This window comes from Falsigemmobacter faecalis, assembly GCF_003863335.1.
Lineage (GTDB): Bacteria > Pseudomonadota > Alphaproteobacteria > Rhodobacterales > Rhodobacteraceae > Wagnerdoeblera > Wagnerdoeblera faecalis.
The window spans coordinates 13,461-39,324 of record NZ_RRAZ01000006.1 but is presented as its reverse complement, the minus strand read 5'-3'; the positions used below and the strand labels follow the sequence as shown (position 1 = coordinate 39,324).

Below are 25,864 nucleotides of genomic sequence, written 5' to 3'. Positions count from 1 at the left end.
AGACAACCGGTCCGGCGGCTTCCGCCGGTCCCTTTGAAGGAGCGCGCGCCATGGCATTCGGCAAGGGCCATCACCTGCATCTGATCGACGGATCGGCCTATATTTTCCGCGCCTATCACGCGCTGCCGCCGCTGACGCGCAAATCCGACGGCCTGCCGGTCGGGGCCGTGGCGGGCTTTTGCAATATGATCGCGCGCTATGTGGAAGGAAACGGCACATCTTCAGATGCGCCGACCCATGTTGCTGTGGTCTTTGACTTTTCCTCAAAGACCTTCCGCGATGACATCTACCCGCTTTACAAAGCCAACCGCCCGCCGCCGCCTGAGGATCTGCGCCCGCAGTTCGCCCTGACCCGCGAAGCCACCCGCGCCTTCAACCTTGCCTGCCTTGAGACCGAGGGGCTGGAGGCCGATGACATCATCGCCACCCTCGCGCGTCAGGGGCGTGAAGCCGGCGGCCGTGTCACCATCATTTCCTCTGACAAAGACCTGATGCAGCTGGTCGGCGGCGGGGTCGAGATGCTGGACCCGATGAAGAACCTGCGCATCACCCGCGATGAGGTCTTCGCCAAATTCGGCGTCGGCCCCGAGCGGGTGATCGACGTGCAAAGCCTTGCGGGCGATTCGGTCGATAACGTGCCGGGCGCGCCCGGGATCGGCCTCAAAACCGCGGCCATGCTGATCCAGGAATACGGCGATCTCGACACGCTGCTGGCGCGCGCGGGCGAGATCAAACAGCCCAAACGCCGCCAGACCCTGATTGAGAATGCCGATCAGATCCGCCTCTCGCGTGACCTGGTCACGCTGAAAGATGATGCCGATCTCGACGTCTCGCTCGACGCGCTGGAGCAGCGCGATGCCGAGCCGGAGGTTCTGGTGGAATTCCTGAACCGCATGGAATTCCGCACCCTGACCAAACGCATCGCCGATAAGTTCAAAGTCGAGGCTCCCGCTGCCGCGCCGCCGCCCGCATCCGGCGCGGCGCCAATGGCCGCCCCAAAGGCAGATGTGCCTTTCGACGCCACGACCTATACCGCGATCCGCGATGCGAAAACGCTGTCGACATGGATCGCCGGGGCCCGCGAACAGGGCTATGTCGCCGTCGATACCGAGACCACCGCGCTTGATGAGATGGTGGCCGATCTGGTCGGCGTCTCCCTCGCGCTGGCACCCGGCAAAGCCGCCTATATCCCGCTCAATCATATCAGCGGCGAGAATGACCTCTTCGGCGGCACCGCGCGGGCCGAAGGGCAGATGGATATGGGCGAAGCCCTCGCGCTTCTGAAGCCGCTGCTGGCCGATCCCTCCGTCTCAAAGATTTTCCAGAACGCCAAATATGACGTCAAAATCTTTGCCCGCCTTGGCCTCAGCGTCACGGCGATCGAAGACACCATGCTGATGAGCTCGGCGCTCTACGCGGGTCTTCACAGCCACGGCATGGATGTGCTGAGCGAACAGCACCTCGGCCATAGACCCATCCCGATCAAAAGCCTGCTCGGCTCGGGCAAATCGCAGATCACCTTCGACCGCGTGCCGGTCGATGAGGCGGTGAAATATGCGGCGGAAGACGCCGATGTCACCCTGCGCCTGTGGCAGAAATTCCGCCCCGAACTGCATGTCAAGCGTGTCACCACCGTCTATGAAACCCTGGAGCGCCCCCTGGTCCAGGTCCTCGCCGATATGGAACGCGCCGGCGTTCTGGTTGAGCGCGACGTGCTTTCGCGCATGTCCAATGCCTTCGCGCAGAAGATGGCCGGGCTTGAGGCCGAAATCCACCAATTGGCCGGGCGCAGCTTCAATGTGGGCTCGCCCAAACAACTCGGCGAAGTGCTCTTTGATGAGATGAGCCTGCCGGGCGGCCAGAAAGGCAAAACCGGCGCCTATGCCACCGGTGCCGAGGTGCTTGAGGATCTTGCCGCTGAAGGCCACGATCTGCCCGCCCGCGTCCTCGACTGGCGCCAGCTTTCCAAGCTGAAATCCACCTATACCGATGCGCTTCAGGATCACATCAATCGTGAAACCGGCCGCGTTCATACCTCTTACTCGCTGGTGGGCGCTGTGACGGGGCGGCTGTCGTCAACCGATCCGAACCTGCAAAACATCCCCGTCCGCTCCGAAGAAGGCCGCCGCATCCGCGCCGCCTTCGTGGCACCTGAGGGGAAATCCCTGATCTCGCTCGATTACAGCCAGATCGAGCTGCGCATCCTCGCCCATATGGCCGATATCCCGGCCCTGAAGCAGGCCTTCCGCGACGGCCATGACATCCACGCCATGACCGCCTCCGAGATGTTCGGCGTCCCGATTGAGGGCATGGATCCGATGATCCGCCGCCAGGCCAAGGCCATCAACTTCGGCGTGATCTATGGCATCTCGGGCTTTGGCCTCGCGCGCAACCTGCGCATCCCGCGGGCGGAGGCCCAGGGCTTTATCGACCGCTACTTTGAGCGCTTCCCCGGCATCCGCACCTATATGGACCGCACCATCGCCGAGGCAAAAGAACAAGGCTACGTCGAGACGCTCTTCGGCCGCAAAATCAACACGCCCGAAATCAACGCCAAAGGCCCCGGCGCAGGCTTTGCCAAACGTGCAGCCATCAACGCGCCGATCCAGGGCTCAGCCGCCGATATCATCCGCCGCGCCATGATCCGCATGCCGGAGGCCATCAAAGATCTGCCCGCAAAAATGCTGCTGCAGGTCCACGACGAACTTCTCTTTGAGGTGGAAAAAGGCGCCGAAGAGGCGGTCATCAAAGTGGTCAAAGCCGTGATGGAGGGCGCCGCCGCTCCCGCTGTTCACCTCGATGTGCCGCTGATCGTCGATGCGGGGATCGGGCAGAACTGGTCAGAAGCTCACTGAGCTTTGGCTTTTTAAAAATACTCTCGGGAGGGGTGCGGGGAGGGCAGACAGCCCTCCCCGCTTTTTTTGATCAGGCGAGGCTTCAGTCGCGCGGCGCACGACGCTGCGGGCGGCCACCGCCACCCGGACGGCCCTGGGGCTTGCCACCCGGGCCATTACGGCGCGGTGCGGCTTCACCACCGGCGCCGCGGGCGGGCTTCGACGGACGCTGGCCCTCACTCCGGGCGGGCGCTTTCTCGCCAAAGGCAGCACGACCGCCGCCTTCACCGCGCGGCTTGCGCGGCTGACCTTCAGCACCTTCCGGACGCGGGCCACGCGGCTTTTGCGGACGGGTTTTGTCCTGCCCCGGGCGGCGCGGCTGGTGCGAGGGACGGTTGTTGAAGCCGTTTTCCAGATGCGGCAGACCGCCTGCGATCAGCAGCGCATCGCCGATGACCTTCTCAACCGCGCGCAGCTCTTCCATCTCCGCCGGAGCACAGAAAGCCACAGCCTTGCCCGAAGCCCCCGCACGAGCGGTCCGGCCAATGCGGTGCACATAGTTATCCGGCACATTCGGCATGTCGTAGTTGTAAACGTGACGCACCAGCGGAATATCAATCCCGCGCGCAGCCACATCGGTCGCCACCAGAACGTCGATCTCACCGGTACGGAAGGCGGTCAGCGTGCGGTCGCGCTGGTTCTGGCTTTTGTTGCCGTGAATCGAGCCGGCTTTGAAACCCCAGGAGCACAGCAGCTTCATCAGCTTTTCCGAGCCGTGTTTGGTGCGCCCGAAGACCAGAGCCGCTTCGCCCTGGTGCTGCAGCAGATAGCTTTCCAGCAGTTTGGCTTTGTCACCCTGGGTGGTGAAATGCACCTTCTGCTCAATCCGGTCAGCGGTCTTACCCGGCGGGTTGACGGCCACTTTCTTCGGGTTGCGCAGATATTCGCGCGCCAGCTCATCAATCAGCTTGGGCATGGTGGCCGAGAACATCAGCGTCTGACGGCCATGGGGCAGGTAGCGCGCGATTTTGCGCAGCAGATGAATGAAGCCCATGTCGAGCATCTGATCCGCTTCATCCAGCACCAGATAGCCGGTCTCGGTCAGGCTCAGCGCATTGCGCTCCAGCAGATCGATCAGACGGCCGGGCGTTGCCACCAGCACATCCGCGCCACGGGCCAGACCCTCAACCTGTTTGTTGATCGAAGCGCCACCGATGACGGTCTGCACTTTGACAGAGGTGCCACGGGTGAAAAGCTTCAGGTTATCAGCAATCTGCACCACCAGCTCACGGGTCGGTGCCATGATCAGCGCGCGCACGGTGCGCGGCTTCGGCGGATGGCCGAGGTCGAGGATACGGTTCAGAAGCGGCAGGCCAAAGGCCGCCGTCTTGCCGGTGCCGGTCTGCGCCAGACCCATCAGGTCGTGACCCTTCAGGATCAGCGGGATCGCCTCAACCTGGATCGGGGTCGGCTGGTCAAAGTTCAGTTTCTCAAGCGCTTTGAGAAGGCTCGGCTCAAGGCCGAGGTCAGCAAAAGTCGTCATAAATACATCCGGTTCCGGCCCTCTGAGAGAGGGCCGTTCGTCAGGGCCACCGGCAATCCGCGAACACGCGCCTTATGCGCATGACCGTGCCGGATCGGTGCCCCTGCGTGATTTTGGGAACCTGAGGTCGGCGGATCCTTCGTACTCACGCGGCACGGATCACGGCGACTGCCCTTCACCTGAGGTCTCGGGCCGCAAAAGTCAAGGTCTCGCTGCGTCAGGGCAGCAGAAGTGCGCTGTCGGGGGCCGTTGCGCTGTTCCTTCCTGCGTGACCTTTCTGGCATCCCGCTGGCGTACATCGGACTGATCGGGCTGTCGTGCGCCTCTGAAGCGGAGAGGCTCCCTGCCGGTCTGGCTCGACCCTCAGCCTTGCGGCCATGCCGCCCGGACACAAAACGCGGTCCTCCTGAGACGTGTTGCGAAGATACTGCCCAGGCATGTCTGACGCCGGAGGTCTCGTTCGCGCTGCCGTAGCGCCGGAGTGTTCGCCCCGGTGCCAGCCAGATTGGCCTGGAAGATCCGGACCAGTCCACACTGTGCAGTCGCCCGACCCGGATTATGGCTCTGATCTCCTGCCGACAGTCCGGAGGGCCTCTGAACCCGCTGGGGGGCTGCCCGGGATCCGGTTGCGTGGCGAAGGGGAGAGCCTGGCGTAAGATCACGGCGCCACACGCAGAGGTAACTCACGCAGGCTGATCCCGCGTTGCGTGTTGCCGCTGAAAACATTCGGGCGGTTGACCTCACCTCCCAAGGTGAAGGTGACAGGGCTCTGCGACCGGATCCGCCCCCCGCCGACATGTATCAGTGATTGCTGGCGCCTCCCCGCATCCCTCTTGTGAGGCGTCCGGCCCATCACCCCGATCCGTCGCCACGGCAGACTGGGAAATGTAGCGCCCCGCAGCTCTCTCACGCCACGGGACTTTGCAGGCAGCACAGCGTTCGGCGCCTGCTGTGGACGTGGTGGAAAGGCTGTCATCTCCGAAGTCGCATCCTATCTCAGATGAACCGTCTCAAGCTGCTCTGCAATCGGATCGTGTCGTGTGAGCCTGGGCTCCAGGCCGTGGAAGTCGGGATCCGAAATTGAAGCGATCATGTTCGCCATAAGAAGAAAGCGGGGGCATCAACCCAAAGGAGGATGACGGCGACAAGCGCTTCTGCGCCAGCCAGCCGCGTGTTGACGGGATACACTGTCAATCTGGTCAGAAAACAGCAAAAAGGCGGTAGAGATCTCTCTCAAACCGCCTGTTTTTTCTGGAATTTCCCCTCTCCCGAGGGAAAGTGGTGCCGCTGAAGGGACTCGAACCCCCGACCCCATCATTACGAAACATGCTTCATTAGATTTTCGCGGCTTTGTTCGGGGCTGCTCGTCTTTGTCCGGGATGGGTAAGGCTTTGAATCTAGTATGCTAATCTCACTCATGTCGTTGGACTGGCTTTGCAGGGCTTAGCGCCTGTTTGACCAGTTCTGGTTCCAGATTGGTTCCACGGAACCAAGAGAGCGGAGAGAGTGAGATGCCTAAAATCACGAAAACTGCACTTGCCGAACTGGTCCCCAACCCGGATCGGGAAACCTATCTTTGGGACTCGAGCCTGATCGGATTCGGGGTCCGGATGCTGCCCAGCGGAAAAGCGAGCTACATCGTAAAGTATCGCACTTTGGTGGGGCAGTCTCGCAAAATGTCTCTGGGCAGGGTTGGCACTCTGACTCCCGATGAGGCGAGGAAGCTCGCAGTGGCTGCCTTGGGCGAGGTTGCGAAAGGTGGCGATCCCTCTGACGATCGGCAGAGTAAGCGGGGGGCGATGACCGTGCGCGAACTGGCCGACAGCTATATCGCCGAGGGAAAGAGAAATTGGAAATTGAACACCTACCTTTCCAATGAAAGTCAAATCCGCGTGCATATTCTGCCTCTGATCGGCGATCGTAAGGTGGAAAGCCTGCGCCATCTCGATGTGACTAAGATGCAGGCAGATATCACGAACGGGAAGACCGCCAAAAAGCGCGAAGGGCGTTCTGGTGCGACCACCGGAGGTAAGGGTGTTGCAACCCGCGCTGTGGTCGTGCTTGGGGCGATGCTGAACCACGCGGTCAATTTGGATGTGGTGGAGCGTAATGTCGCGGCGAAGGTCAAGAAGGCAGCGATTGGCAAGCGGAAGCGCGATCTGTCTTTTGAAGAGCTTCGCATTCTTGGCACCGCACTGGATGACAGCCCCGAAGAATGCGAGGTCGGTATCGCAGCTATCCGCTTTCTCCTTTTGACGGGAATGCGCCGCAACGAAGCGCTGACGATGCAGCCGGGCTTCTGTATTCCGAGCCGTGGGACGATCAATCTGCCCGAGACTAAAACCGGCGCGCAAACGCGTGCGATTGGGAAGGCGGCGTTCGAGGCTCTGCCTCGGGGAAATAACAGGTGGAACTTTCCTGCCCTGCGCGGCGATGGTCACTTCGTTGGCCTGCCGAGGACGCTAAAGCGGGTCTGCGCTAAGGCCGGCATCGAAGGAGTGACGCCCCACACCTTGCGCCATACCTTCGCCTCCGTCGCCGCTACCATGGGGTTCAGGGAGCTTACTATCGGCGGCCTTTTGGGGCACGGCAACCACACGGTGACCTCGCGCTATGCCCGTGTGGCGGATCGAAGCCTTGTCATGGCGGCGAACCTCGTGTCGCAGACTATTTCCCGGGCATTGGCGGGAGAGATGATTGAGGATGAACTCTATGAGGTGGAGGAGGAGTAGAAATCTTTTCCTCCCGGCAACGTATTTAGCAGCTACAGAACGGCGGTAGGCATCATACGTCTGAACCTCAGCCAGGCAACGCCTCCTATCTTCGAGCACTTGGCGGAGGCCCTGAGCAGGTAAGGGCAGTCATAGGCCCCTTCGGGTGCTTTCTGCCCTTTGCGGACGGTTGGCATGAGTGCTGCGTGGCCGCGTCCCCTGAAGCCGGGATTGAACACCTACTCAGTAGGCCGCTTGTAGCGACGAGCAAAGGATAGGGAGTTAACATCCAAGCGATAAGAACCAAGGTATTCCAATGCAGATAGAGCCCCCAACGTAATCACGTCGAGCGGCCGTTCATTAATGGAGAAAGGCGCTTGCCATTTAATACTCTGGATCTTTTCACTTAATAGCTTGAAGATCATACCTTTATCTTTTAGCTCGCGATCAGCTTCGTCGAGCAATATTGCAATAAAAGTCACCTCGATAGAATCCTTAGAAAACCAATCATTGTGAGGTAGAACTCTCAGCTCTCGAAGTGAGCGAATAGCTTTCCCAAAATCAGAAGCTTCTCTGCCATAGGTCTCGGTGATTGACTTCCTGAATGATCTCAAAGAATCCACAAATTCTTCTGGGAAAGCATATCGACCGAAGAATGTCTCAAGAGAACGAGCGAACTCAGTTTGCTGCTTCATTTCCGGGCAGCCCCTGGTGGGCTCCCAGGTTGTCAAAAGACTTTTACTGATCGACATTGTTCTCGTGAAATCAACCACAACGTTTTCTGGTGTGTTTTCCAAGAGTCCGTAACGCGGCGCATGCCCTTTATTAAGATCTTCTAGCCGCTTATCGTCAATTTTTATCAATGGGCAAAGCGTAACATAGGGCACCACATTAGGCGCCCTAGCTACCTCACAAGTCTGAGAAACTACAGCGAAACCGATGACAGCATCATCCGCCACCACTCCACCATCTCCCTCGCCAGAATCATCGAAATTTTCCTGATCTCGGAAGATAAAACTACCAACATCTAATACGAAATCACCTTGTTGCCATTGGGATAGTTTGGCTAGCAGTTCCTCGGTGGGCGCGTCTGACAAGAATGTTTCCTTTATCCGGTCATTTTGCGTGTCTTAACTCGCCGCAATTTTGTCGGCTCAGGACGCAGGCTATCTTGATCAAGTATTTCTTCACTAATGCCGGAAAAATCGACAGCCAAGTTCTTAGGAGCGTTATGCGCCTCAGCCTCTTTGCTCAACTTTTTAATTAACGGTTCGCGCTTGTTTCCTGGGCCGGCTAGGGTGGTAAACTCTTCGTATTTAGAGTTTTCCAGTAGCTGATAATAAGTGATGCCGTTGCCTGCATCTGAGAGAAGCAAATTGCGATTGTCTTCGTCAGACCCGCGATCAACGAAATTTAGCGCAGCCAGTGATTGAGCTAGAGCTTGTTGATGACCTGCTGATATCGGCCTTCCTTCAGCCCACATAAACAGGCTACGGGAAGACACATGAAATATCCCCGCCAATTGCGCCCAAGTCAAACCGGAAAGCTTGCGGAATGATTGTATCATTTCCACGGGTGTGTGTTCGGTCGCTACTTGCTTTTCTGCAAGTTCAAACGTTAATTGTGAAGAGTTTGCGCTGCTGCTTGTGAGCAAGCCCTGCCTCCAAGCGGCAACTTGGAGTTCACCGCCGGAAAGACGCAAGCTTGGCGAGCTTTTAAATGATCTCTCTGGCTCGACTTGAAAAGCATCGACTTGAGCCTGAGCGAACTCCAGTGGCGCCAGCATCGATACAACCACGGCGCTAGCGGCAGTAAAAGGGAACCTAGCCGTGTTCAGCATATCAATTTCCCTTAAATCTGTTCAAGAATTCTTCTGTCACGCCCCAACGGAAGAAAGAGTATGCACGCCCCGCCAAACTGTCCAGCTCTGCATATAGTTGGGCTGTGTCGAATGGCATGCCTGAGAGACGCAATGTCGATGAATCAATATCTAAAACCCAACTGCGCTCCGAAGAGGGCGGAAGCATTTCCGGATCATGGCTTGTGTTGCCAGGAAGTAAGCCGTATCGGGCGACTAACTTGCCCTCGCTAGTTACCGCAGAAATCTCGGTCATGGAAACTTCGACTTTATTTAGCAACTGAGGCTGAAGCACACCCGCAAGCTCAGGCCGAAGCAATGCCGCCAAATTGGATAAGTCTTTAGGGTCAGATATCCTATCAACATAGCGAACGCCGAGCCTATCAATCAGGCTCGGGCGAATTGTATCGGCCAAACAGCTCAAATATGCTGAAAATTGGCCAAGGAAATCTTGTCGAGTAGTGTATGCTGTCGTTTCCAGTGTCAGCGCGTCTGGCGCTAACGTTAGTCGATGAATTCTCGATGGGTCGAAGAACCTCCACACCACGGTGGTTGCTTGCCGAGGGGTGATCTCAGCGCCGTTAATCTGAATATCCAAGTTGTGGACGGTATCCGCCTCGAAGTGAGGCAGATCGGCCCGAATTGCCTCCTGGAAGTCCGATATGTAGCGCTCATCAGAAATTTTTGCGATGCGAGTAAACTTCACTTGGGCGAGAACACGCACCAGTGGCGAGCTTGGCAGGTGAACACGATCCGGAATCGGGCCGCTTAAGGGGTCAGATTTGGAGACTGTCATGATTTGCCCATCGTTTTGCAAGCAATAGCTTGTATGAAGTATGCTGTGAAGTCAGTTTTTCCAGAGAGTTTCTAAAATTCTCTAAACCCATCGCACGGTGCATCTTCTGCTACGCAAGCCTCTCAGCCGACGGGGCGGACGGATGAAGCGACAAGACCTTACACCCCTAGACGTATTCGATGCCAACGGCACACGCACCTTAAATGCCACGAGGCACCATACACACTACGCCATGGTGCCTATTCTTTTTCCTACCGATCTGGCTCAGATCGGCACCTCCTGCCCTCTAGGGGCAGCCCACTTGCGATCATCGAATTCTAATTTGCGAAGAGCGCTTCCAGAAGCTGAGGCTTATACTCGCATCACATCTTTTGCTGGGCGTCGACCTTGGTCGCAACTGCTTGCAGGATCGCGCTCGGGTCTACCCCAATGGCCCGCGCCAGCACCACCAACTCCACCACATCGATACGCCGCTCACCGCTCTCGATCCGCGCGATCATGGATTGGTGGCAGTGCAGGCGTTCAGCGAGCGCCATCTGCGACAGGCCAGCCTCTTTCCGAGCATTGGTGAGGGCTTCGATCAGGGCCTTCTGGCCGGGGCTGTGGATGGTCTTGGTCATGGAGGCTCGCGCTGCAAACGAAAGCACCTTGACCTGAATTTCAGATTATCTAAAAAATAGATAAACTTAGGAGCGGACGATGAGCCATATCGAAGAGGGGATCGACTTCCCTGTGAAACTCTTGTGGGACCTTGCGGTGAAGTTGGTCCTCTGCCAGACGCCGCGCCGGACGAGTATCAGCCGGGCCGTCCCACCAGAGCAGCATGATCCTGAGTGGCGGGCCGAGGCGCGCCGTTTGGCCCGCGCCGAGGATGGGCGGATCAGCATCGACGAACTATGTGCCTCGCCTGAGACCATTCCGACGCGTTTCGATACCCGCTTTGTCCGTATCTATACTGCCGATGACCTTCTCTGGATGACCCAACTCGTGATCCATCTCATGGAACAAGATGGCGTGCATTCAGCGGTCATCGCAGACCAATTCGGTCGTCCGAACTATGTGCCTGCCGTCATCGCGGTGACCGGGCATGACTATCCGGGCTGAGGCTACCGAGTGTGATAGGCTACAGGGGGCGATCGGAGCGCCAAAGGGGTATGACGATGAATGAAGATCCACTCGCTCGTGCCCGCGCTTTGGCGGTTCGCCATAAGGCCGAGCTTTTCATCAAGGCGGGGCCGATGCTGGACGACGCCGAGATGTTGGGCCGTTTCGGCCTGACGTCCGAGCGGCTTGCCGAGATGCGCGAGAACGCGGAAGTGCTCGCGCTGGACCGTGGGGAGGCGTGGTTCTATCCCGCTTTCCAGTTCAACGAGGACGGCAGTCTGATCTATCGCTTGGCCGAGTATCTCGACGTCTTCCGCCTAGACAGCCCATGGGCCCTGCTGGACCTAATCCTCGTGGGGGCTGAGTTGCACGGTATGGACATCGTTGATGCCATGAGGGCGCGGCGTGACGACATCCTTGATCGCGAGCTGGCTCAAGAGTTGGGAGATGGCTTTGCTTGATAAGGGCAGAAGCAAGAGGGCGTCGATTCAACTTCGAACTTGCGTCCCATGGGGCAGATTTTACCGCCCAACCTTGCGCTTTTGAGCCGACAACATTTGCGAAAACTCGGGAATCTAACCGGCCTGCCTAATCCGACAAATGGAAATGGGCACTCTCTCTAGGTTCTTACAGGAGGCGCCTATTCCCCTCCACGTCGAACACACATCAGCAAGGGGGAACTCGAAGCGCGATCCGTTTTGCTTATTCGAAAATGTGCAGATCGGATCAGTAGACAGGGTGGATCGAGGAATATGATCTCCTGCTTCTCAACCACCATAGCACAGACGAACGACATTTTCACCCAGAATGACGGGCGATTTTTCCATGGACGTTCGCCACATCTCGGATCTCAGACCGACACCTTCATGGCGGCATGCTCGGCAATCCTCGCCTCATGAACCTGCCGTTCCCTGCCTCGCTCGGGGTTATCCACATATTCGGGATAGGTCATCGAAAATTTTTTCAGCTAAAAACGTGCACTCTTCGAAATCCTTCCTAGTAGATTGAGGGAGGCGGCGGAGAGATGACCGATCCGCAAGAGCCTCGTCCGTCGTGAGGAGGTTCTGAGATGGCCGCGAGGTCTGGATCAACAAAAGCTAAAACCAAGGAGATCAAATTCCGCGTCGAACTGGACGTGCTGGAGGAGATCGACGAGCGGCAGATCAATGCGGGCTATGCCACCCGTGCCGCATATCTGATGGCATCGGCACTGAGCGGGGTGGAGACCGATCTCAACACGATCGCGCGCCACATTGGCCGCTTGGGCCATCTCTGCAATGGCCTGTTGAGCGCCTTGGGTGATGACCGGAACGCCGCGGTCGAGGACGATATCCGCCGGACCGTCGATGAGATTAGCAAGGCCTGCCTTCTGATCACCAGTTCGTTGCAGGAGAGGTCTTGATGCGCCCGCACTGCAAACGTCATTCCGATCCCGATGTTCTGATGAACTATACCATGCGGGAGGGGGCTGAGCTGCTTGGTGGGACATTGCCCGTGCTGGCTCCCGGTTTACTGCGAGAGAGGCTCAAGGCCCTGGCAGGTCCAAAAGACGGTCTGCTGCATGTCATCTTATCCCTGCCAAAGGGGCTGCAGGCCTCCAACGAGCTGTGGCTGAAGATCGTGGGTCGGGCGCTGAAAGGCCTTGGCATCGACAGCGAGACCACTCCTTGGTTCTCGGTCCGTCACTCCGACAAAGATTGCGACCATGTCCATACGGGCATCGCGCTTAGTGATTTTGCCGGTCGTCGGTTGGAGCCTCGCACCTCGGAGGCGGCCTGCACCGCAGTTCATCGTGATCTTTGCACACACCTCTGCCTGCCGGAGCCGCCCTATGACGATGGCCGCATCACGCTAAGCCCTCAAGTCCCCGCCCGCAGGATCCGGTCTGAGCCGCGCAACCGCCTGAAGGATGAACTGACAGAGGCTTTCGTTAAGCATCAGCCGGAAAATCTCGAGGGGCTGAATGCAGTGATGGGCAGCTTCAAGGCCAAGGCGGTCATGAACGGCCATGGCGTCTCATCTTGGCAGTGGAGCGACGGCACCTCGACGCTCTGGGGAGGGTGGCTCGGCAAGGCTTGGCAGCCCGCCGCCCTCAAGCTCCGCTTTGCCTTTGCCGCCGGCCTGCGCCGCATGCGCAACCACATCGAGAACGCCCTCATTGAACGTGCCCTTCAACACCCCAAGCTTATGGAGATCCTTCATGACCTCGACACCACACCCCACGCCGCTGCAGTTGCCCGAGCCGCAGAAAGTTCTGCTGACCAAGATGGAACGGGTGGATCAGAATGTTCTGGACCTGCACCCGCTTTTGCACCTGCTCAACAGGCCGGACGACGGCAAGGAGAGCCTCGGCGACCGCTTGGCGACGATCTTGCTGGGCGTGAAGGACGCTTTGGAGCGGAATTCGCTGGAAATCGCAGAATTGAAGGAGGTCGTGAAGTCCCTGACCTCGGGCCTGGAGCAGGAGGTGACGGAGATCGCCAACCGCACGCGCCGGATGGAGCAACAGACGGCGCAGATCAGCAGGGTGCTGAGCCTGAAGCTAGACTGACCTTCGGCGCATGGCTCGCGCGCTGTTCTGGTATTGCGGCCTCGCTTGAGGGTGATTGGAGTATCCGGGCAAAGGCCAGTCCGCCTCAAATCTTTATGCGCTTCGGTGATGACAGCTCGGTTTTCATTCGGCCCGACAATCTGCGGATCGGCAAAGCAGGCAAAACGGCAGAAGCCTTTGTGAAAATCTATTTCCCGAGCAGCGAGGAGCCTGATCTGCCCAACGAGGATGTCGATCTGCCCAGGCCGTGGTGAGCGGAAAATCTATATGGATTGCGAAAGGGAGAACCGAAAAGCGCGGGAAATAAAATAGGGGAATGCTTCGGAAATAGAATGTCCCCCCGCTCAGGCCCTGTCGATTTATGTGGACAACCAAAATCCGCATCTTGGGGCACGGGCGATCAAGGGCGACAATATCAGCACATGCCAACCCGCCCCAGATGAGGGGCCTTCAGAAGGAGAAGAGTAATGGAACCCGCTCATATCAAGGCAACCGAAAGGGATGAGATCATCGCCCGCAAGCCGCGCCTGCGTCGGGATGAGGCTTCTCGTTACCTCGAAACCCAGTTCGGCTTGCCCTATGCTCCGGCCACCTTGGCAACGCTTGCCACGCGCGGTGGTGGGCCTGCCTATCAGTTGGCGAACCGCACGCCGCTCTACCCGAAAGAGGCTCTGGATGAATGGGCCAGGGCTAAACTGGGCCCGCTTCGTGTCTCGACCTCTGATACCTTGTAAGACCTACTCTCAGCCGCCGCAGAGGTGGCCGTTTTACCCGCTGATGTGGGACATCCATTTTCACGCATACCTATGATCGCGGGGTGCCGATCAGAATCGCACCTCAGGCTGAGAAGCTCGGATTTTCGATGCGCCAGCCAAAATGACCCCAAACCCTATTTCACATTTTCGTGACAAGGTGTCTGGGTCCACGTTTCAAATCTGGTTCCACGGTGGTTCCACGACCCCCAAAAGCAAAACAGCCGCCCCGAAGGGCGGCCATTTTTTGCTGGTATTCCAGTAGTATACTGGTGCCGCTGAAGGGACTCGAACCCCCGACCCCATCATTACGAATGACGTGCTCTACCAGCTGAGCTACAGCGGCGCCTTTTCCGGACCTTCGGCCCTGAGGCGTCAGATACTTCGCCGGATTTACACGCAGGCTTGGGGCTTGGCAAGCGGGCTTTGCGACCCGCTTTGCACTTTTCTCAGACTTTCCCGTCTCTTGCTCAGAATGCACCGCGGCGGGCGAGTTCTTCGGGGGTGACATGCTCGGTGCTCAGGAAGGGAGAGGCCGTGGCCTTCGCCGGATCCTGTTGCGGTTCGGGGTCTGCCGCCGGGGGCAGGGGGACTTCGCTGAGAGGCGCGGGCACAGTCTCTGCGGGCTCCAGGGTCGCGGCCTCGGAGACCTCTGCGGCGGGCGGAGCGGGTTTGCCGACGATCAGGGGCAGCATCTCGGTGCCGGTCGGGCTGGCGGTGCCGCTGTCGGGGGCCTCGGACCAGCTCAGGGTGTCAAAGCCGCCGCAATGGTTGCAGACCGGCACCCAGGTCGCGTGGATGGTATTGCAGCTGCCGCAGACCCACTGCAGCCCGCGCGGGGCCGAAAGCGCCCGGGCCAGCCAGCCGCGGACCACGGCATCATCGGCGCCCATGCCGCGCTCAATCGCGGCCATGATGGTCAGCACCCGCACAATGGGACGGGTGGTGACCAGATCGCCCAGGGCGCGGCGGGCGGTGGGGAAATCCTCTGCGGCGATGTAAAGCTCTGCCAGCAGCATCCGGGTTTCTTCGTGATCGGGATGGAGGTCCGTCAGGGTGCGGAACCGCTTTACCCGGGCCTGCGGGCTCTCCTGCGGCTCGATCTCCGCAAAGGCGGCGGCGAGTTCGGGATGGGGCTGCGCCTCCCAGGCGGTCTTCAGCACCCGGGTGGCCAGCTTTGGTTTGCCCTCGGCGATATAGCTGCGCGCGGCCATGGCCGCGGCGGGAATCAGATCGGGAGAGGCCTTATTGGCAGCAATCGCCGCCTCCCGTGCCTCGATTGAGCTTTCGCCGTCGATCAGCACCTTCGCTTCCTGCAAAGCAAAAAGGGCATCTCTCCGCTTCCAGACATCCTTCGGCAGCGCCCCGGCTTTGAGTTTGGCCGAAAGCGTGGCGCGCGCGCCGTGCCAGTCTTCGGCCCCGGTCTGCAGCTGCAACAGCAGATCCTGCATTTCATTGTGCCGCGGCTTCAGGGCGAGGGCTTTTTCGGCAAGCTTCAGCGCGGTTTCGGTGTCGCCCTGCTCGAGCTTCAGTTTCAGAAGGCCGCGCACGGCGACAAAGCGGGCGCGGTCATCGCTCAGAAGGCGGCGGTAGGCGGCTTCGGCGCGCGGGCGGTCCCCGGCGGCCTGAGCGGCCTCCGCCTCAATGAGGCTGGTGAGTTCAGGGCGGTCCAGCAGGCGCTGTGCTTTCTCCGCCCGCGCCATGGCGACCCGGTTCTCCCCCGAGGCCAGCGCGATCATCGCTTCAGACAGCGCATTCAGCCCGCGCCGCTCGCGGTTCGAGCTGAAATAGCGCGAGAGCGCCGTATCATCCCCGGCAAAGAAGCGCCCTGCCGCCAGCAGAAGGCCAATGAGCCGCGCCATCAGCCAAAGGCCAAAGACCAGCACCACCGAGGCAATCACCGCCTGAAGCGGCGCGAGGGTGATCTCTTTGCCCAGCATGGCGATGCGGATCCCGCCCTCCGCCGAGGAGAGCGCGGCCGCCACCCAGGCCAGCAGCGCCAGGATGACGAAGAAGAGGATCGCTTTAATCAGGGTCCAGGGCATATCCGGCCTCTCACTGCGCAGCAGACTGAAGGAGAGCGGCCGCAGAAGCGGCAGCCTCCTGGCGGGCGCGGGCCTCGGAGAGCCAGGTCGCCATGGCGGGGGCCGCGGCGGCGGCCGGGCTCAGGGTGCCGGCCGCTGTCAGGGCCGCGGAAAGATTATTGGCCCCGATGGCGGCTTCCATGCGCGAGAGCACCGCATCGGCATCCGTGCCTTCCTGCGGGTGCAGCGAGCGCACATTGGCCTGCGAGAACAGGAATGCCGTGACACGGTCGCCAAGGCCCGCGCCTTCCGGCGGACGGGCCTCTGCGGCAAGGGCGGCGCGGGCCGCTTCGGGGAAGCTTTGTTGCAGGGCGGCCATGGTGCGGACGCCTGCGGCATTGGCCTGCAGATCCTGCGGCAGGGTGAAGCCCGCAGCGCTCAGGTCCTGCAAAGCCGCCTCCAGCGAGGTGCCGGCATCAATCGCGGTGGCCAGCCGCAGCGCCGCCGCCTCAGAGCGGGTGGCGCTGGCGCGGGTCTCGGCTTCACGGGCAAGCTCTGCGGCGCGGGCCTCGGTCGCTTCGCGCTCGGCCAGGGTGGCGGCGCGCAGCGCCTCAATTTCAGCGCGCAGGCTGTCGGTCTCGCCGCTGTCTGCGAGTCCGGCTTTCAGCCCTTCCAGTTCGGCTTTCAGCGCGGCGATCTCGCCGGTCAGATCTGCACCGCCTTCGGTCAGGATCTGCGGCTCGGGGAGCGGGCGGTTGCGCAGCTCTTCAATCTCGGTGGCAAGCGCGTTCAGGCGGCCCTCATCCGCGGCGCCCCCGGTGGGTCGGGCGGCAAGTTCGGCTTCCAGCGCGTCGATCCGGGCCAGCAGAGGGGCGGTATCGGGTGCCGCAGGCAGTTGCGACAGCGCGGTCTCTGCGCGGGCCAGACGCTCTTCCAGCGCAGCCTGGGCGCTGGGGTCCTGTGCGGCGATCGGCCAGCCTGCGGGCATATATTGCGCCGCGCCATAGCCGATACCCGCCGCGATCAGCCCGCCGAGGATCGGCAGGAAGGGGCCGCGCCGCTTTGGCTCCGGCGCGAGGGGGGGGGGCGGCAGCGGATCGGTGCGGTCCGGGGCGGGCATATCGACAGGATCTGAACCCGCAGAGAAATCGTTCTGCCGCAGGGTCTTGCTGTCTTCCGGCAGGGCGGGCCCCTGCGGTTCTTCCGGCGGCGCTGCCGGGCTATCCTCAGCTTCAGTCAGAGGCGTGGCGACACGGCGGGCATGGCCCTCAGCGCTGAGGGTGGTGTCCGCCTCGGGTGTCTGTCCCGGGGAAGTCTCTTTTTGTTCGGTCACCCTCGCCTCCATAGCAGTCCTGCGGCGGAAGGTCGCCGCATTGCCTATAACTATCGGACCCTGCGTCGGTTTCAAGCTTTGGTGGTGAATCCGGGCAGGCGGGATATCGCCGAGAGCATGCCATCGAGGTCCGGAGTGGGGGCAATTGCCACCGCAGAGGCGGAAAGCGGCGCCACGGCGCGGGCCGTCGCCTCGCTGATGACGGCCAGCCGAAGCTGCGGGAAAGCGCGCGCAGGCAGCGCATCGACCAGCAGGCGGCCGCTGCGGGGCGAGAAGACCGGAATGACCACCCGCTCCGGGCAGCGTTCCAGCATCTCCGCCGCCTCAGCGCTCAGCGGCAGCGGGTCCTGGGCATAGACCACGGCTTCCGTCACCGCCATGCCTGCGGCATTCAGCCGCCCGGCCAGATTGCCCGCCGCTTCGCGCCCGCGCGCATGAAGCCAGCGCCCCGCCAGCCGCCGCGCGGTCAGATCGCGCACCAGCCCCTCGGCATCGCCTCCCACGACCTCCGCCTGCCAGCCATGTTCCGCCGCCGCCTCTGCGGTGCGCGGGCCCACGCAAATGGCTGCGCCACGGCGGCTTTCCAGCGCGGCAAAACCCGCAACCCCGGTCTCAGAGGTGAAGATCATCCCCTCGGGCTGCCACTCCGGCAGGGCGGGGCGGTAAAAGACTGTCTGCATCAAAGGGGCGATCAACAGGTCAACCTCAGGGCCGAAAGCGGCGCGCGCCTGGTCGGCAAAACGCAGCGAGGCGGGCTCGGGTCGGGTCAGCAGCAGAAGCGGGCGGTATTGTCCGGGCATGGGTCAGGTGTTACCTCCCCTTGCAGCCCCCGGCAACGGGGCGGAGGGATTATGGCCGATATACTGACATTTCTGGGTCTCGAAAGCAGCTGTGATGACACTGCCGCCGCTGTGATCCGCCACCGTAAGGGCGAAGCGCCCGAGATCCTCGCGAATGTCGTCGCGGGCCAGGAGGCGCTGCATGCGGCCTTTGGCGGCGTGGTGCCCGAGATCGCGGCGCGCGCCCATGCCGAGCGGATGGATATTGCCGTCGAAGAGGCGCTGAGCGCCTCGGGGCTTGGGCTCTCTGATCTCGACGGGATTGCGGTGACCGCAGGGCCGGGGCTGATCGGCGGGGTTCTGGCGGCGGTGATGTGCGCCAAGGGCCTGTCGGCTGCGACCGGGCTGCCGCTGGTGGGGGTGAACCATCTGGCGGGCCATGCGCTGACGCCGCGTCTGACCGACGGGCTCAGCTATCCCTATCTGATGCTGCTGGTCTCGGGCGGGCATTGCCAGTTCCTGCGGGTGGACGGCCCTGAGAGCTTTCGCCGTCTGGGCGGCACCATTGACGATGCCCCGGGCGAGGCTTTCGACAAAACCGCGAAACTCCTCGGCCTGCCGCAGCCCGGTGGCCCGAATGTTGAGCGCGAGGCCGCGCTGGGCGATCCGAAACGCTTTGTCTTTCCGCGCCCGCTGCTGGATCGGCCGGGCTGCGATATGTCGTTCTCGGGGCTTAAGACTGCGCTGCTGCGCGCCCGCGATGCGGTGATTGCGGAAAAAGGCGGGCTGACGGTTCAGGATCGCCGCGATCTTTGTGCAGGCTTTCAGCTGGCCGTGGCGGCGGTGCTGCGCGAGAAATCCCGCCGCGCCCTGGCCGAATGCCCCGATGTCACCGCCTTTGCCGTGGCGGGGGGCGTGGCGGCAAATCAGCGGATCCGGGGTGAATTGACCGCCCTGGCCGATCAGGCAGGGGTGCCCTTTGTGGCCCCGCCTTTGCGGCTTTGCACCGATAATGCCGCCATGATCGCCTGGGCGGGGATAGAGCGGTTCCGCGAGGGGCACCAGGATGGCCTTGATCTCTCGGCCCGTCCGCGCTGGCCTTTGGATCAAAACGCGCCCGCCATGCTGGGTTCTGGCAAAAAAGGGGCCAAGGCATGACGGTTGTTTTAGGGGCAGGGGCCTTTGGCACCGCGCTGGCGGTGGCGCTGTCGGTCAAGGGGCCGGTCACGCTCTGGGGGCGCAGCCTGCCCTGGGCTGCGGGGCGTGAGAACCCGCGTCTGCCGGGTGTCCTGCTGCCCAAGACCATCACGCTGACGGAAGATCTGCCCGCGCCGGGCGACAGGCCGGTGCTGGTGGCCGTGCCGATGCAGGCCATGGGCGGCTTTCTGGCCGCGCATCCTGAGGTGGTGGGCCGCGCCCCGGTGCTGTGCTCAAAGGGGGTTGATCTGACCACGCTGCGCGGCCCCTCAGCCCTGGTCAGCGAATTTAGTCCCGGCGCCACCCCCGCCGTTCTGACCGGCCCCAGCTTTGCGGCGGATATCGCGCGGGGGCTGCCCACGGCCCTGACGCTTGCCTGCGCCGATGAGGGGGTGGGAGAGGCTTTGCAAAGCGCGCTCTCAACCCCGGTACTGCGGCTTTACCGCACCACGGATGTGATCGGGGCGGAACTCGGCGGCGCGCTGAAAAACGTCATCGCCATTGCGGCGGGGATCGTCACGGGGGCGGGCTTTGGCGACAGTGCCCGCGCCGCGCTGATGACCCGCGGTTTTGCCGAGATGACCCGCTTTGCCGCGCGCCTTGGCGCACGACCTGAGACGCTGTCGGGCCTTTCGGGCTTTGGCGATCTGGTGCTGACCTGCACCTCGACGCAGTCGCGCAACTTCCGCCACGGCTTTACGCTGGGCCAGGGCCTGCCCCCGGATCTGAGCCAGACGGTCGAGGGCCTGGCCACCGCCCGCGCTGTCATGGCCCGTGCCGCAAGCCTTGGCATGGCCGCCGATCTTCCGGTCACCGCCATGGTGGCTGCGGTCTCCTCCGGCGAGATGCCGGTCGCGGAGGCCGCAAAACGTCTTTTGTCCCGCCCCCTCAAAGAGGAATGACCATGTATTTCGCTCTGACCTGCATTGATAAGACCGGCGCGCTTGAGATCCGCCTTGCGAACCGCAGCACGCATCTCGAATTTCTCAACGGCTCAGGCAAAGTGCTTTTTGCAGGCCCTTTCATTGAAGATGAAAAGCCCGTCGGCTCTCTGGTGGTCATCGAGGCCGCGGACCGCGCCGAGGCAGAGGCCTTCGCCGCCGCCGACCCCTATGCCAAAGCGGGCCTTTTTGAGAGCGTGACGGTGCGCGAATGGCGTCGGGTCATCGGCTGATGAACTACTGGCTTTTCAAATCCGAGCCGGACACCTGGTCCTGGGACCAACAGGTCGCCAAGGGTGAGATCGGCGAAGAATGGGGCGGCGTGCGCAACTATCAGGCGCGCAACTTCATGCGCTCGATGGAGATCGGCGACCGCGGTTTCTTCTATCACTCCAATATCGGCAAAGAGGTCGTGGGGGTGGTTGAGGTCTGCGCCAAGGCCCATCCCGACAGCACCTCTGAGGATCCGCGCTGGGAATGCGTCGATATCCGCGCGCTGGCAAAGGTGCCGGTGCCGGTGACGCTGGAGATGTGCAAACAGGACCACCGGTTGAGCGAGATGGTGCTGGTCACCAACAGCCGCCTTTCGGTGCAGCCGGTGACGCCCGCGCAATGGGCCGTCATCTGCGAACTCGGCGGGCTTGAGGGGTACTGAGGGGCCACTCTGCCCGTTGCGCTGAAGAACCAGGGCCCCGCGGGGCCCTTTTTCATACGCGCCTCCTGGCGTTACGGCAGATCGGTGCTGCCGCGCAGCCCCTGCATCAGCCGCGGTACGGCGCGGCCATCGAGCGGCTGATCGGGCGAGGTCACATCGACCCTTGGCCCCTGACCACCGCTCCAGCCGATGCGTGCTGAGAGGCGGTTCGGCTCATCCTGCAGCACCTCAATGGTCAGCGCGGCGCTGCTGCTGCGGAAGGTCTCGCCCGCGCCGGCACAGATCCGGTCGCGGCCCAGATGCCCGCTGACGCCGGTGCAGCGGATCTCAGCTGCCGTGGCAGGGGCGGTGAGAGTGACAAGGCAGAGAAGGGCAGGGACGGTCTTGCGCATGGATCTGATATAGCACCTCCGCGGCCCCCGTCCCAGAGGGGCCGTGTAACTTTGCATTGCCAGCCAGGCCGGGCCGGGGCAGGGTGTTGTGCAACTTTAGCGTGTGCATGGCGGAGCAGTCAGTGCTGATGGTCATCGGTGCCTCCGGGCGCAGCGGACAGTTGATGCGGAAGGCCGGGGGGGCTGCCCCTGTGATCTGGGCCTCGCGGCGCGGTGGCCCGGGGCTGACGCGCTGGCGTCCGGGGGATCCGCTGCCAAAGCTGCGCGCCGCGCTGGTGCTGTCGGCCGTCACCACGGGCCGTGCTGAGGGCTATCCTGAGAATATCCGCATCGCCCGCGAGACGGCGGCGGCGCTGGCGGCGGCGGGGGTGCCGCTGTGCATCTATGCCTCGACCCAGGCCGTTTATGGCCGCACCGCGGAGCACGGCGCCACAGAGGGCGACGCCCCGTGCGCGCCTTCGGCCTATGGCGCGTCAAAACTCGCGGCGGAGCGGCAGTTTGCTCTGGCCCTCAGCGGCACGCGCAGTCGCGGTGTGATCCTGCGGCTGGGGAATATCGCCGGGGCCGACCGTCTGGGCCGACAGGTGGCCCGGGGGCTGCCCCTGCGGCTGGACCGCTTTGACGACGGCCCGGGGCCCGAGCGAAGCTACCTCACGGCGCCCTGTTTACTGCGGCTGGCCCTGGGGGTGATGGAGGCGCATTCCCAGGGCGCGGATCTGCCGCTGATCCTGAACGCCGCCGCCCCTGAGCCTGTCGCCATGGCGGAGATCCTGCAGGCGGCGGGGCTGCCCTTTGACTGGCGCCGCGCGCCCGAGGGGGCGGCACGGCGCATCACCATGTCCATGGCGCGGCTGGCCGGGCTTTTTCCCGACCTTCTGCCCAAAGGCGATCCGGCGATCCTGGCCGCCGCCCTGCTCCCCGTCGGGAGGCAAGGCCGGTGACCCCGGGCAAGCGGCTCTTTGATGTGACGCTGGCGCTTTTGCTGGCGACCGTTCTGGCGCTGCCCTTTGGTGCGGTTCTGCTGTGGCTTTTGCTGCGCGAGGGGCGGCCGCTTTTTTACCGCTCTGAGCGGATGCGCGCTCCCGATCAGCCCTTCGTGCTGTGGAAACTGCGCAGCATGGCGGGCACCGCGGAGGACCGCAACACCGGCGTAACGGGCGCGGATAAAGCGGCGCGGATCACCCGCAGCGGCGCCCTGCTGCGGCGCTACCGCCTGGATGAGATCCCGCAGATCTGGAACGTCCTGCGCGGAGATATGAGCTTTGTCGGCCCCCGCCCGCCGCTGCGCCGCTACACAGAGCGCCTGCCGCAGCTTTACGCTGAGGTGCTGCGCGCGCGGCCCGGGCTGACGGGCCTCGCGACCCTGACCTTCCACCGCCATGAAGCGCAGATCCTGGCGCAGTGTCACAGCCCAAAGGAGACCGAGGAGGCCTATATCCGGCGCTGCATCCCCCGTAAGGCGCGGCTGGATCTGATGTATCTGCGCCACCGTTCGCTGTGCTTTGATCTGAGGCTGCTGGCGGCGACGGCGGGAGAGGTCCTTCTCAGACGGCAGCGGCAGGATTGATACACGTATAGGTTGCATTATCCTGATCCGGCCCTAAGCTGACCCCCGTTGTGGTGCGCTTAATGAGTGAGAGGGTTATGGGATCTGGTCTTCTGATACCCCGCAGGATCGGGGCCGGCTTTGTGCTTGTCGCGCTGACGGCCCTTCCGGCTGCGGCGGACCGCCTTCCCGGCGTGAGCCTGCGCGCCGGGAGTGGCCTTATCGAGATGCCCTCCGCACTGCCGCAGCCCGATGGGCAGATCAATGTCTCTGTCAGTCATGCCGGGGGCGTTCTGCGCAATGCGGTCAGCTTTCAGATCACCCCGCGGCTGCAGGGCAGCTTTCGCTATTCCGGCTTCCGGCTTCCGGCCAATGCGGCGGGCATCGCCGGAGGATATGGCCCGGGTGCCGAATATTTCGACCGCGCCTTTGATCTCAGCTATCTGCTGGTGGCGGAGGGGGGGGGCTGGCCCGCAATCGCGGTGGGGTTGCGGGATTTCGCAGGCACGGGCATGGACGGCGCGGAATATATCGTCGCAAGCCGCAGGCTGACCCCGCGTCTGAGCGTGACCGCAGGTCTGGGCTGGGGCCAGATGGGCAGCCGCGATCCGCTCTTTTCCACCGGTGACCGCAGCGCGCAGCGCGCGGCTGCAACGGGGGGGACGCCGAATTTCAGGCAGTGGTTTCGCGGCCCCGCTGCGCCTTTTGCCGGGGTTGAATGGCAGGCGACGCCAAGGCTCGGGTTGAAAGCGGAGTGGAGTTCGGACGCCTACCGCGAGTTAAGCGGCGCGCAGCGGCTTTTCCCCAACCGAAGCCCGCTGAACTTCGGGGCCGAATATCAGCTGACGGATGCGGTGAAACTCGGAGGCTATGCGCTTTATGGCTCCCGGATCGGGATGTCGCTGCAGATTGCGCTGAACCCGCGGCTGCGCCCGGCTGCGGGGCTGCGGGGGGCGGCGCCCCTGCCGCTGTCGCATCGCCCGTCGCGCACCACCGATCCTGCGGCCTGGTCAGATGCCTGGACACAGCAGGGGTCAGAAAGCGCGGTTCAGGCCATCGGCGCTCAGGTGCGACAGGCGATGGCGTCCGAGGGGCTGCGCGCTGAGGCGATCGCCGTCTCCGGGCCGGTCATCCGGGTGAGGATGCGCAATCTGCGCTATCATTCCGCGGGCCAGGCCCTGGGCCGCGCGGGGCGCGCCCTCAGCCGCAGCCTGCCGTCATCGGTCGAATATTTCGATATAGTCCCGGTTGAGCGGGGGATGGATCTGTCGGTGATCCGGATTTCGCGCAGCGATCTGGAAGCGCTTGAGCATCAGCCCGATCAGGCGGACCTGTTGTGGCAGCGAAGTCGCCTCAGCGAGGCCGCATCTGGCGCGCCCGCGATGACCGAATTTGCCCCCGCACCGCGCCTGACCTGGGATCTTGCCCCCTTCCTGCGCTACTCTTTGTTCGATCCCGACAGCCCTTTGCGCTTTGACACCGGCCTGCGGCTGCGCGGCGAATGGCAGATTGCCCGCGGCCTTACCCTTGCCGGAGCCATTGAGCAGCGGCTGGCGGGCACCATGGGGCAACAGGCGCGGCCCTCCAATTCGGTGCTGCCGCATGTGCGCACCGATGATTACCTGCGCAGCCGCCGCGACACGCGGCTGGCCAGCCTTTACCTTGCCTCTTATGCGCGGCCCGGACGCCACCTCTACAGCCGCGTCACCGCGGGCTATCTGGAGCGCGGTTATGCCGGTCTGTCGGGGGAGCTGCTCTGGAAGCCGGTCGGAAGCCGTCTCGCGCTTGGCGCAGAGCTTCACCACGTCCGGCAGCGCTCTCTGAGCGGCTTTGCGGGGCTCGGGGACTATGGCGTAACCGGTGGTCACCTCTCGGTCTATTATGAGTTCCCGAAGGGCTATCTCGCGCAGCTGGATATGGGGCGCTACCTCGCGGGGGATTACGGCGCCACGCTGAGCCTTGAGCGCGAATTCGCAGGCGGCTGGCGTGTCGGCGCCTTTGCCACGCTTACCAATGTCTCCCGGCAGGCTTTCGGCGAAGGCTCCTTCGACAAGGGGATCCGCTTTACCCTGCCGCTGAACTGGGTGACCGGGCTGCCGTCCCGCAAAAAGATCAGCAATACCGTGCGGATGCTGCAGCGCGATGGCGGCGCGCGGCTGGAGATACCCGGCCCGCTTTACGAAACTTTGCGCGGCTGGCACGGCGAGCGGCTGCAGCGTGAAAGGGGGCTGTTATGGCGGTGAACGGATGGCGGCTTCCCGCGCTGATGGTCCTGACCCTTGCTGCGGGATGTGGCAATGATCCGGGCGGAAGTCTGGCAGAGCTGAAAAGCCTGAAGGGCGCCGCCGCGCCGCAGGAGGCTGCCGCCCCGCCCGCCGCAAAGCCGCCCGCGGGAACACTTTTGCATATGACGCTTGAAGACGACGGCAGGACCGCGCTGATGGCCCGTGTGACTGAGCGGGGGACCACGCAGACCTATCTGACCACCGATCCGATTTCTTTTACGCTGAAGGGCGGGCGGCTGGTGGAGACCCGGGGCCTGTCGTTCGATCTGATATCCGCAGAGCCCGGGCCGCCGCTGGCCGCGCTGCGCGGCGGTGAAAGCTATCTGCGGCGCTGGCAGGTGACGGGGGCAGAGGATGCGATCCGCGACATCCGCCTGCACTGCAGCGCCCGGGTCACCACGGCGGGGGCAGAGCGCAGGGTGGACGAGCGCTGCGACGGCGAGGGATTCAGCGTTGTTAACCAGTTCGTAATGATTTCGCCCCAGACTTTGGCCTGGTCCAGACAGTGGATCGGCCCCCGGGCCGGTCATGCTGTGCTGCTGCGACCAGAGCATTGAGCCGTC

24 protein-coding genes and 1 tRNA gene are annotated in these 25,864 nt (G+C 62.6%); 15 read left to right on the top strand and 10 right to left on the bottom strand.

Annotated features, from left to right (window positions below; translation table 11 throughout):
* The first annotated feature begins 50 nt into the window (after window positions 1-50).
* On the top strand, window positions 51-2,855 hold the full coding sequence (gene polA, locus EG244_RS05290; protein WP_124963973.1) for a DNA polymerase I: 2,805 nt from the start codon (window positions 51-53) through the stop codon (window positions 2,853-2,855).
* 82 nt (window positions 2,856-2,937) lie between these two features.
* Here polA and EG244_RS05285 read toward each other — a convergent pair whose 3' ends face one another.
* Window positions 2,938-4,377 carry a DEAD/DEAH box helicase gene (locus tag EG244_RS05285; protein WP_124963972.1) on the bottom strand — a complete coding sequence of 480 codons (1,440 nt, stop codon included), beginning with the start codon at window positions 4,375-4,377 and terminating at the stop codon, window positions 2,938-2,940.
* Window positions 4,378-5,888: 1,511 nt separating this feature from the next.
* Between EG244_RS05285 and EG244_RS05280 the strand changes: the two genes are divergently transcribed.
* On the top strand, window positions 5,889-7,109 hold the full coding sequence (locus EG244_RS05280) for a tyrosine-type recombinase/integrase (RefSeq protein WP_124963971.1): 1,221 nt from the start codon (window positions 5,889-5,891) through the stop codon (window positions 7,107-7,109).
* A 218-nt stretch (window positions 7,110-7,327) separates the two neighbouring features.
* Here the strand turns inward: EG244_RS05280 and EG244_RS05275 are convergent, their stop codons facing one another.
* The 4 genes from EG244_RS05275 to EG244_RS05260 all read right to left on the bottom strand — a co-directional run bounded on the left by EG244_RS05275 (window position 7,328) and on the right by EG244_RS05260 (window position 10,362).
* Entirely contained in the window at window positions 7,328-8,185 is an 858-nt protein-coding gene (locus tag EG244_RS05275; protein WP_124963970.1) for a hypothetical protein, read from the bottom strand.
* An 11-nt stretch (window positions 8,186-8,196) separates the two neighbouring features.
* On the bottom strand, window positions 8,197-8,928 hold the full coding sequence (locus tag EG244_RS05270; protein WP_124963969.1) for a hypothetical protein: 732 nt from the start codon (window positions 8,926-8,928) through the stop codon (window positions 8,197-8,199).
* A 1-nt stretch (window position 8,929) separates the two neighbouring features.
* Entirely contained in the window at window positions 8,930-9,742 is an 813-nt protein-coding gene (locus EG244_RS05265; protein WP_124963968.1) for a TIGR04255 family protein, read from the bottom strand.
* 362 nt (window positions 9,743-10,104) lie between these two features.
* Window positions 10,105-10,362 (bottom strand): helix-turn-helix domain-containing protein, encoded by a 258-nt coding sequence (locus EG244_RS05260; RefSeq protein ID WP_124963967.1) that lies wholly within the window; start codon window positions 10,360-10,362, stop codon window positions 10,105-10,107.
* Window positions 10,363-10,441: 79 nt separating this feature from the next.
* Between EG244_RS05260 and EG244_RS05255 the strand changes: the two genes are divergently transcribed.
* From EG244_RS05255 to EG244_RS05235, 5 genes are all read left to right on the top strand, one after another.
* Window positions 10,442-10,846, top strand: coding sequence for a hypothetical protein (locus EG244_RS05255; protein WP_124963966.1), 405 nt, complete (start codon window positions 10,442-10,444; stop codon window positions 10,844-10,846).
* A 56-nt stretch (window positions 10,847-10,902) separates the two neighbouring features.
* Window positions 10,903-11,307 (top strand): hypothetical protein, encoded by a 405-nt coding sequence (locus EG244_RS05250; protein ID WP_199737799.1) that lies wholly within the window; start codon window positions 10,903-10,905, stop codon window positions 11,305-11,307.
* Window positions 11,308-11,915: 608 nt separating this feature from the next.
* Complete coding sequence (locus EG244_RS05245) at window positions 11,916-12,248, top strand: hypothetical protein (protein ID WP_124963964.1); 333 nt, start codon at window positions 11,916-11,918, stop codon at window positions 12,246-12,248.
* Complete coding sequence (locus EG244_RS05240; protein ID WP_407644035.1) at window positions 12,248-13,651, top strand: relaxase/mobilization nuclease domain-containing protein; 1,404 nt, start codon at window positions 12,248-12,250, stop codon at window positions 13,649-13,651. The genes EG244_RS05245 and EG244_RS05240 overlap by 1 nt, the downstream gene beginning before the upstream one ends.
* A 213-nt stretch (window positions 13,652-13,864) precedes the next feature.
* Entirely contained in the window at window positions 13,865-14,131 is a 267-nt protein-coding gene (locus EG244_RS05235) for a hypothetical protein (protein WP_124963962.1), read from the top strand.
* Window positions 14,132-14,419: 288 nt separating this feature from the next.
* Here EG244_RS05235 and EG244_RS05230 read toward each other — a convergent pair.
* The 4 genes from EG244_RS05230 to EG244_RS05215 all read right to left on the bottom strand — a co-directional run bounded on the left by EG244_RS05230 (window position 14,420) and on the right by EG244_RS05215 (window position 18,306).
* Window positions 14,420-14,495 (bottom strand) — tRNA-Thr (locus tag EG244_RS05230).
* A 124-nt stretch (window positions 14,496-14,619) separates the two neighbouring features.
* On the bottom strand, window positions 14,620-16,194 hold the full coding sequence (locus EG244_RS05225) for a heme biosynthesis protein HemY (protein ID WP_124963961.1): 1,575 nt from the start codon (window positions 16,192-16,194) through the stop codon (window positions 14,620-14,622).
* Window positions 16,195-16,204: 10 nt separating this feature from the next.
* Window positions 16,205-17,506, bottom strand: a complete 1,302-nt coding sequence (locus tag EG244_RS05220; RefSeq protein WP_124963960.1) for a COG4223 family protein — start codon at window positions 17,504-17,506, stop codon at window positions 16,205-16,207.
* A 71-nt stretch (window positions 17,507-17,577) separates the two neighbouring features.
* Window positions 17,578-18,306: a uroporphyrinogen-III synthase gene (locus EG244_RS05215; RefSeq protein WP_124963959.1), complete on the bottom strand. Its 729-nt coding sequence runs from the start codon at window positions 18,304-18,306 to the stop codon at window positions 17,578-17,580.
* A gap of 51 nt (window positions 18,307-18,357) precedes the next feature.
* Between EG244_RS05215 and tsaD the strand changes: the two genes are divergently transcribed.
* Genes tsaD through EG244_RS05195 form a run of 4 tightly spaced genes read left to right on the top strand, consistent with a single transcriptional unit; the run spans window position 18,358 to window position 21,078 of the window.
* The gene (gene tsaD / locus EG244_RS05210) at window positions 18,358-19,443 is read left to right on the top strand and encodes a tRNA (adenosine(37)-N6)-threonylcarbamoyltransferase complex transferase subunit TsaD (protein WP_124963958.1); all 1,086 of its coding nucleotides are present in this window, start codon (window positions 18,358-18,360) and stop codon (window positions 19,441-19,443) included.
* A complete protein-coding gene (locus EG244_RS05205; RefSeq protein WP_124963957.1) occupies window positions 19,440-20,384 on the top strand; it encodes an NAD(P)H-dependent glycerol-3-phosphate dehydrogenase in 945 nt (314 codons plus the stop codon). The genes tsaD and EG244_RS05205 overlap by 4 nt, the downstream gene beginning before the upstream one ends.
* Before the next feature lie 2 nt (window positions 20,385-20,386).
* A complete protein-coding gene (locus tag EG244_RS05200) occupies window positions 20,387-20,656 on the top strand; it encodes a YciI family protein (protein WP_124963956.1) in 270 nt (89 codons plus the stop codon).
* A complete protein-coding gene (locus EG244_RS05195; protein WP_124963955.1) occupies window positions 20,656-21,078 on the top strand; it encodes an EVE domain-containing protein in 423 nt (140 codons plus the stop codon). Before EG244_RS05200 ends, EG244_RS05195 begins: the two co-directional genes overlap by 1 nt.
* Before the next feature lie 71 nt (window positions 21,079-21,149).
* Here EG244_RS05195 and EG244_RS05190 read toward each other — a convergent pair whose 3' ends face one another.
* On the bottom strand, window positions 21,150-21,470 hold the full coding sequence (locus EG244_RS05190; protein ID WP_124963954.1) for a hypothetical protein: 321 nt from the start codon (window positions 21,468-21,470) through the stop codon (window positions 21,150-21,152).
* 128 nt (window positions 21,471-21,598) lie between these two features.
* Here EG244_RS05190 and EG244_RS05185 point away from each other — a divergent pair, with 128 nt between their 5' ends.
* The 4 genes from EG244_RS05185 (at window position 21,599) to EG244_RS05170 (ending at window position 25,858) form a co-directional block, all read left to right on the top strand.
* Window positions 21,599-22,411 carry an NAD-dependent epimerase/dehydratase family protein gene (locus tag EG244_RS05185; protein ID WP_233588917.1) on the top strand — a complete coding sequence of 271 codons (813 nt, stop codon included), beginning with the start codon at window positions 21,599-21,601 and terminating at the stop codon, window positions 22,409-22,411.
* Window positions 22,408-23,037: a sugar transferase gene (locus tag EG244_RS05180; protein ID WP_124963952.1), complete on the top strand. Its 630-nt coding sequence runs from the start codon at window positions 22,408-22,410 to the stop codon at window positions 23,035-23,037. The genes EG244_RS05185 and EG244_RS05180 overlap by 4 nt, the downstream gene beginning before the upstream one ends.
* 77 nt (window positions 23,038-23,114) lie before the next feature.
* On the top strand, window positions 23,115-25,259 hold the full coding sequence (locus EG244_RS05175; protein ID WP_158617242.1) for a YjbH domain-containing protein: 2,145 nt from the start codon (window positions 23,115-23,117) through the stop codon (window positions 25,257-25,259).
* On the top strand, window positions 25,250-25,858 hold the full coding sequence (locus EG244_RS05170; protein WP_124963950.1) for a YjbF family lipoprotein: 609 nt from the start codon (window positions 25,250-25,252) through the stop codon (window positions 25,856-25,858). Before EG244_RS05175 ends, EG244_RS05170 begins: the two co-directional genes overlap by 10 nt.
* The last annotated feature ends 6 nt before the right edge of the window (window positions 25,859-25,864 follow it).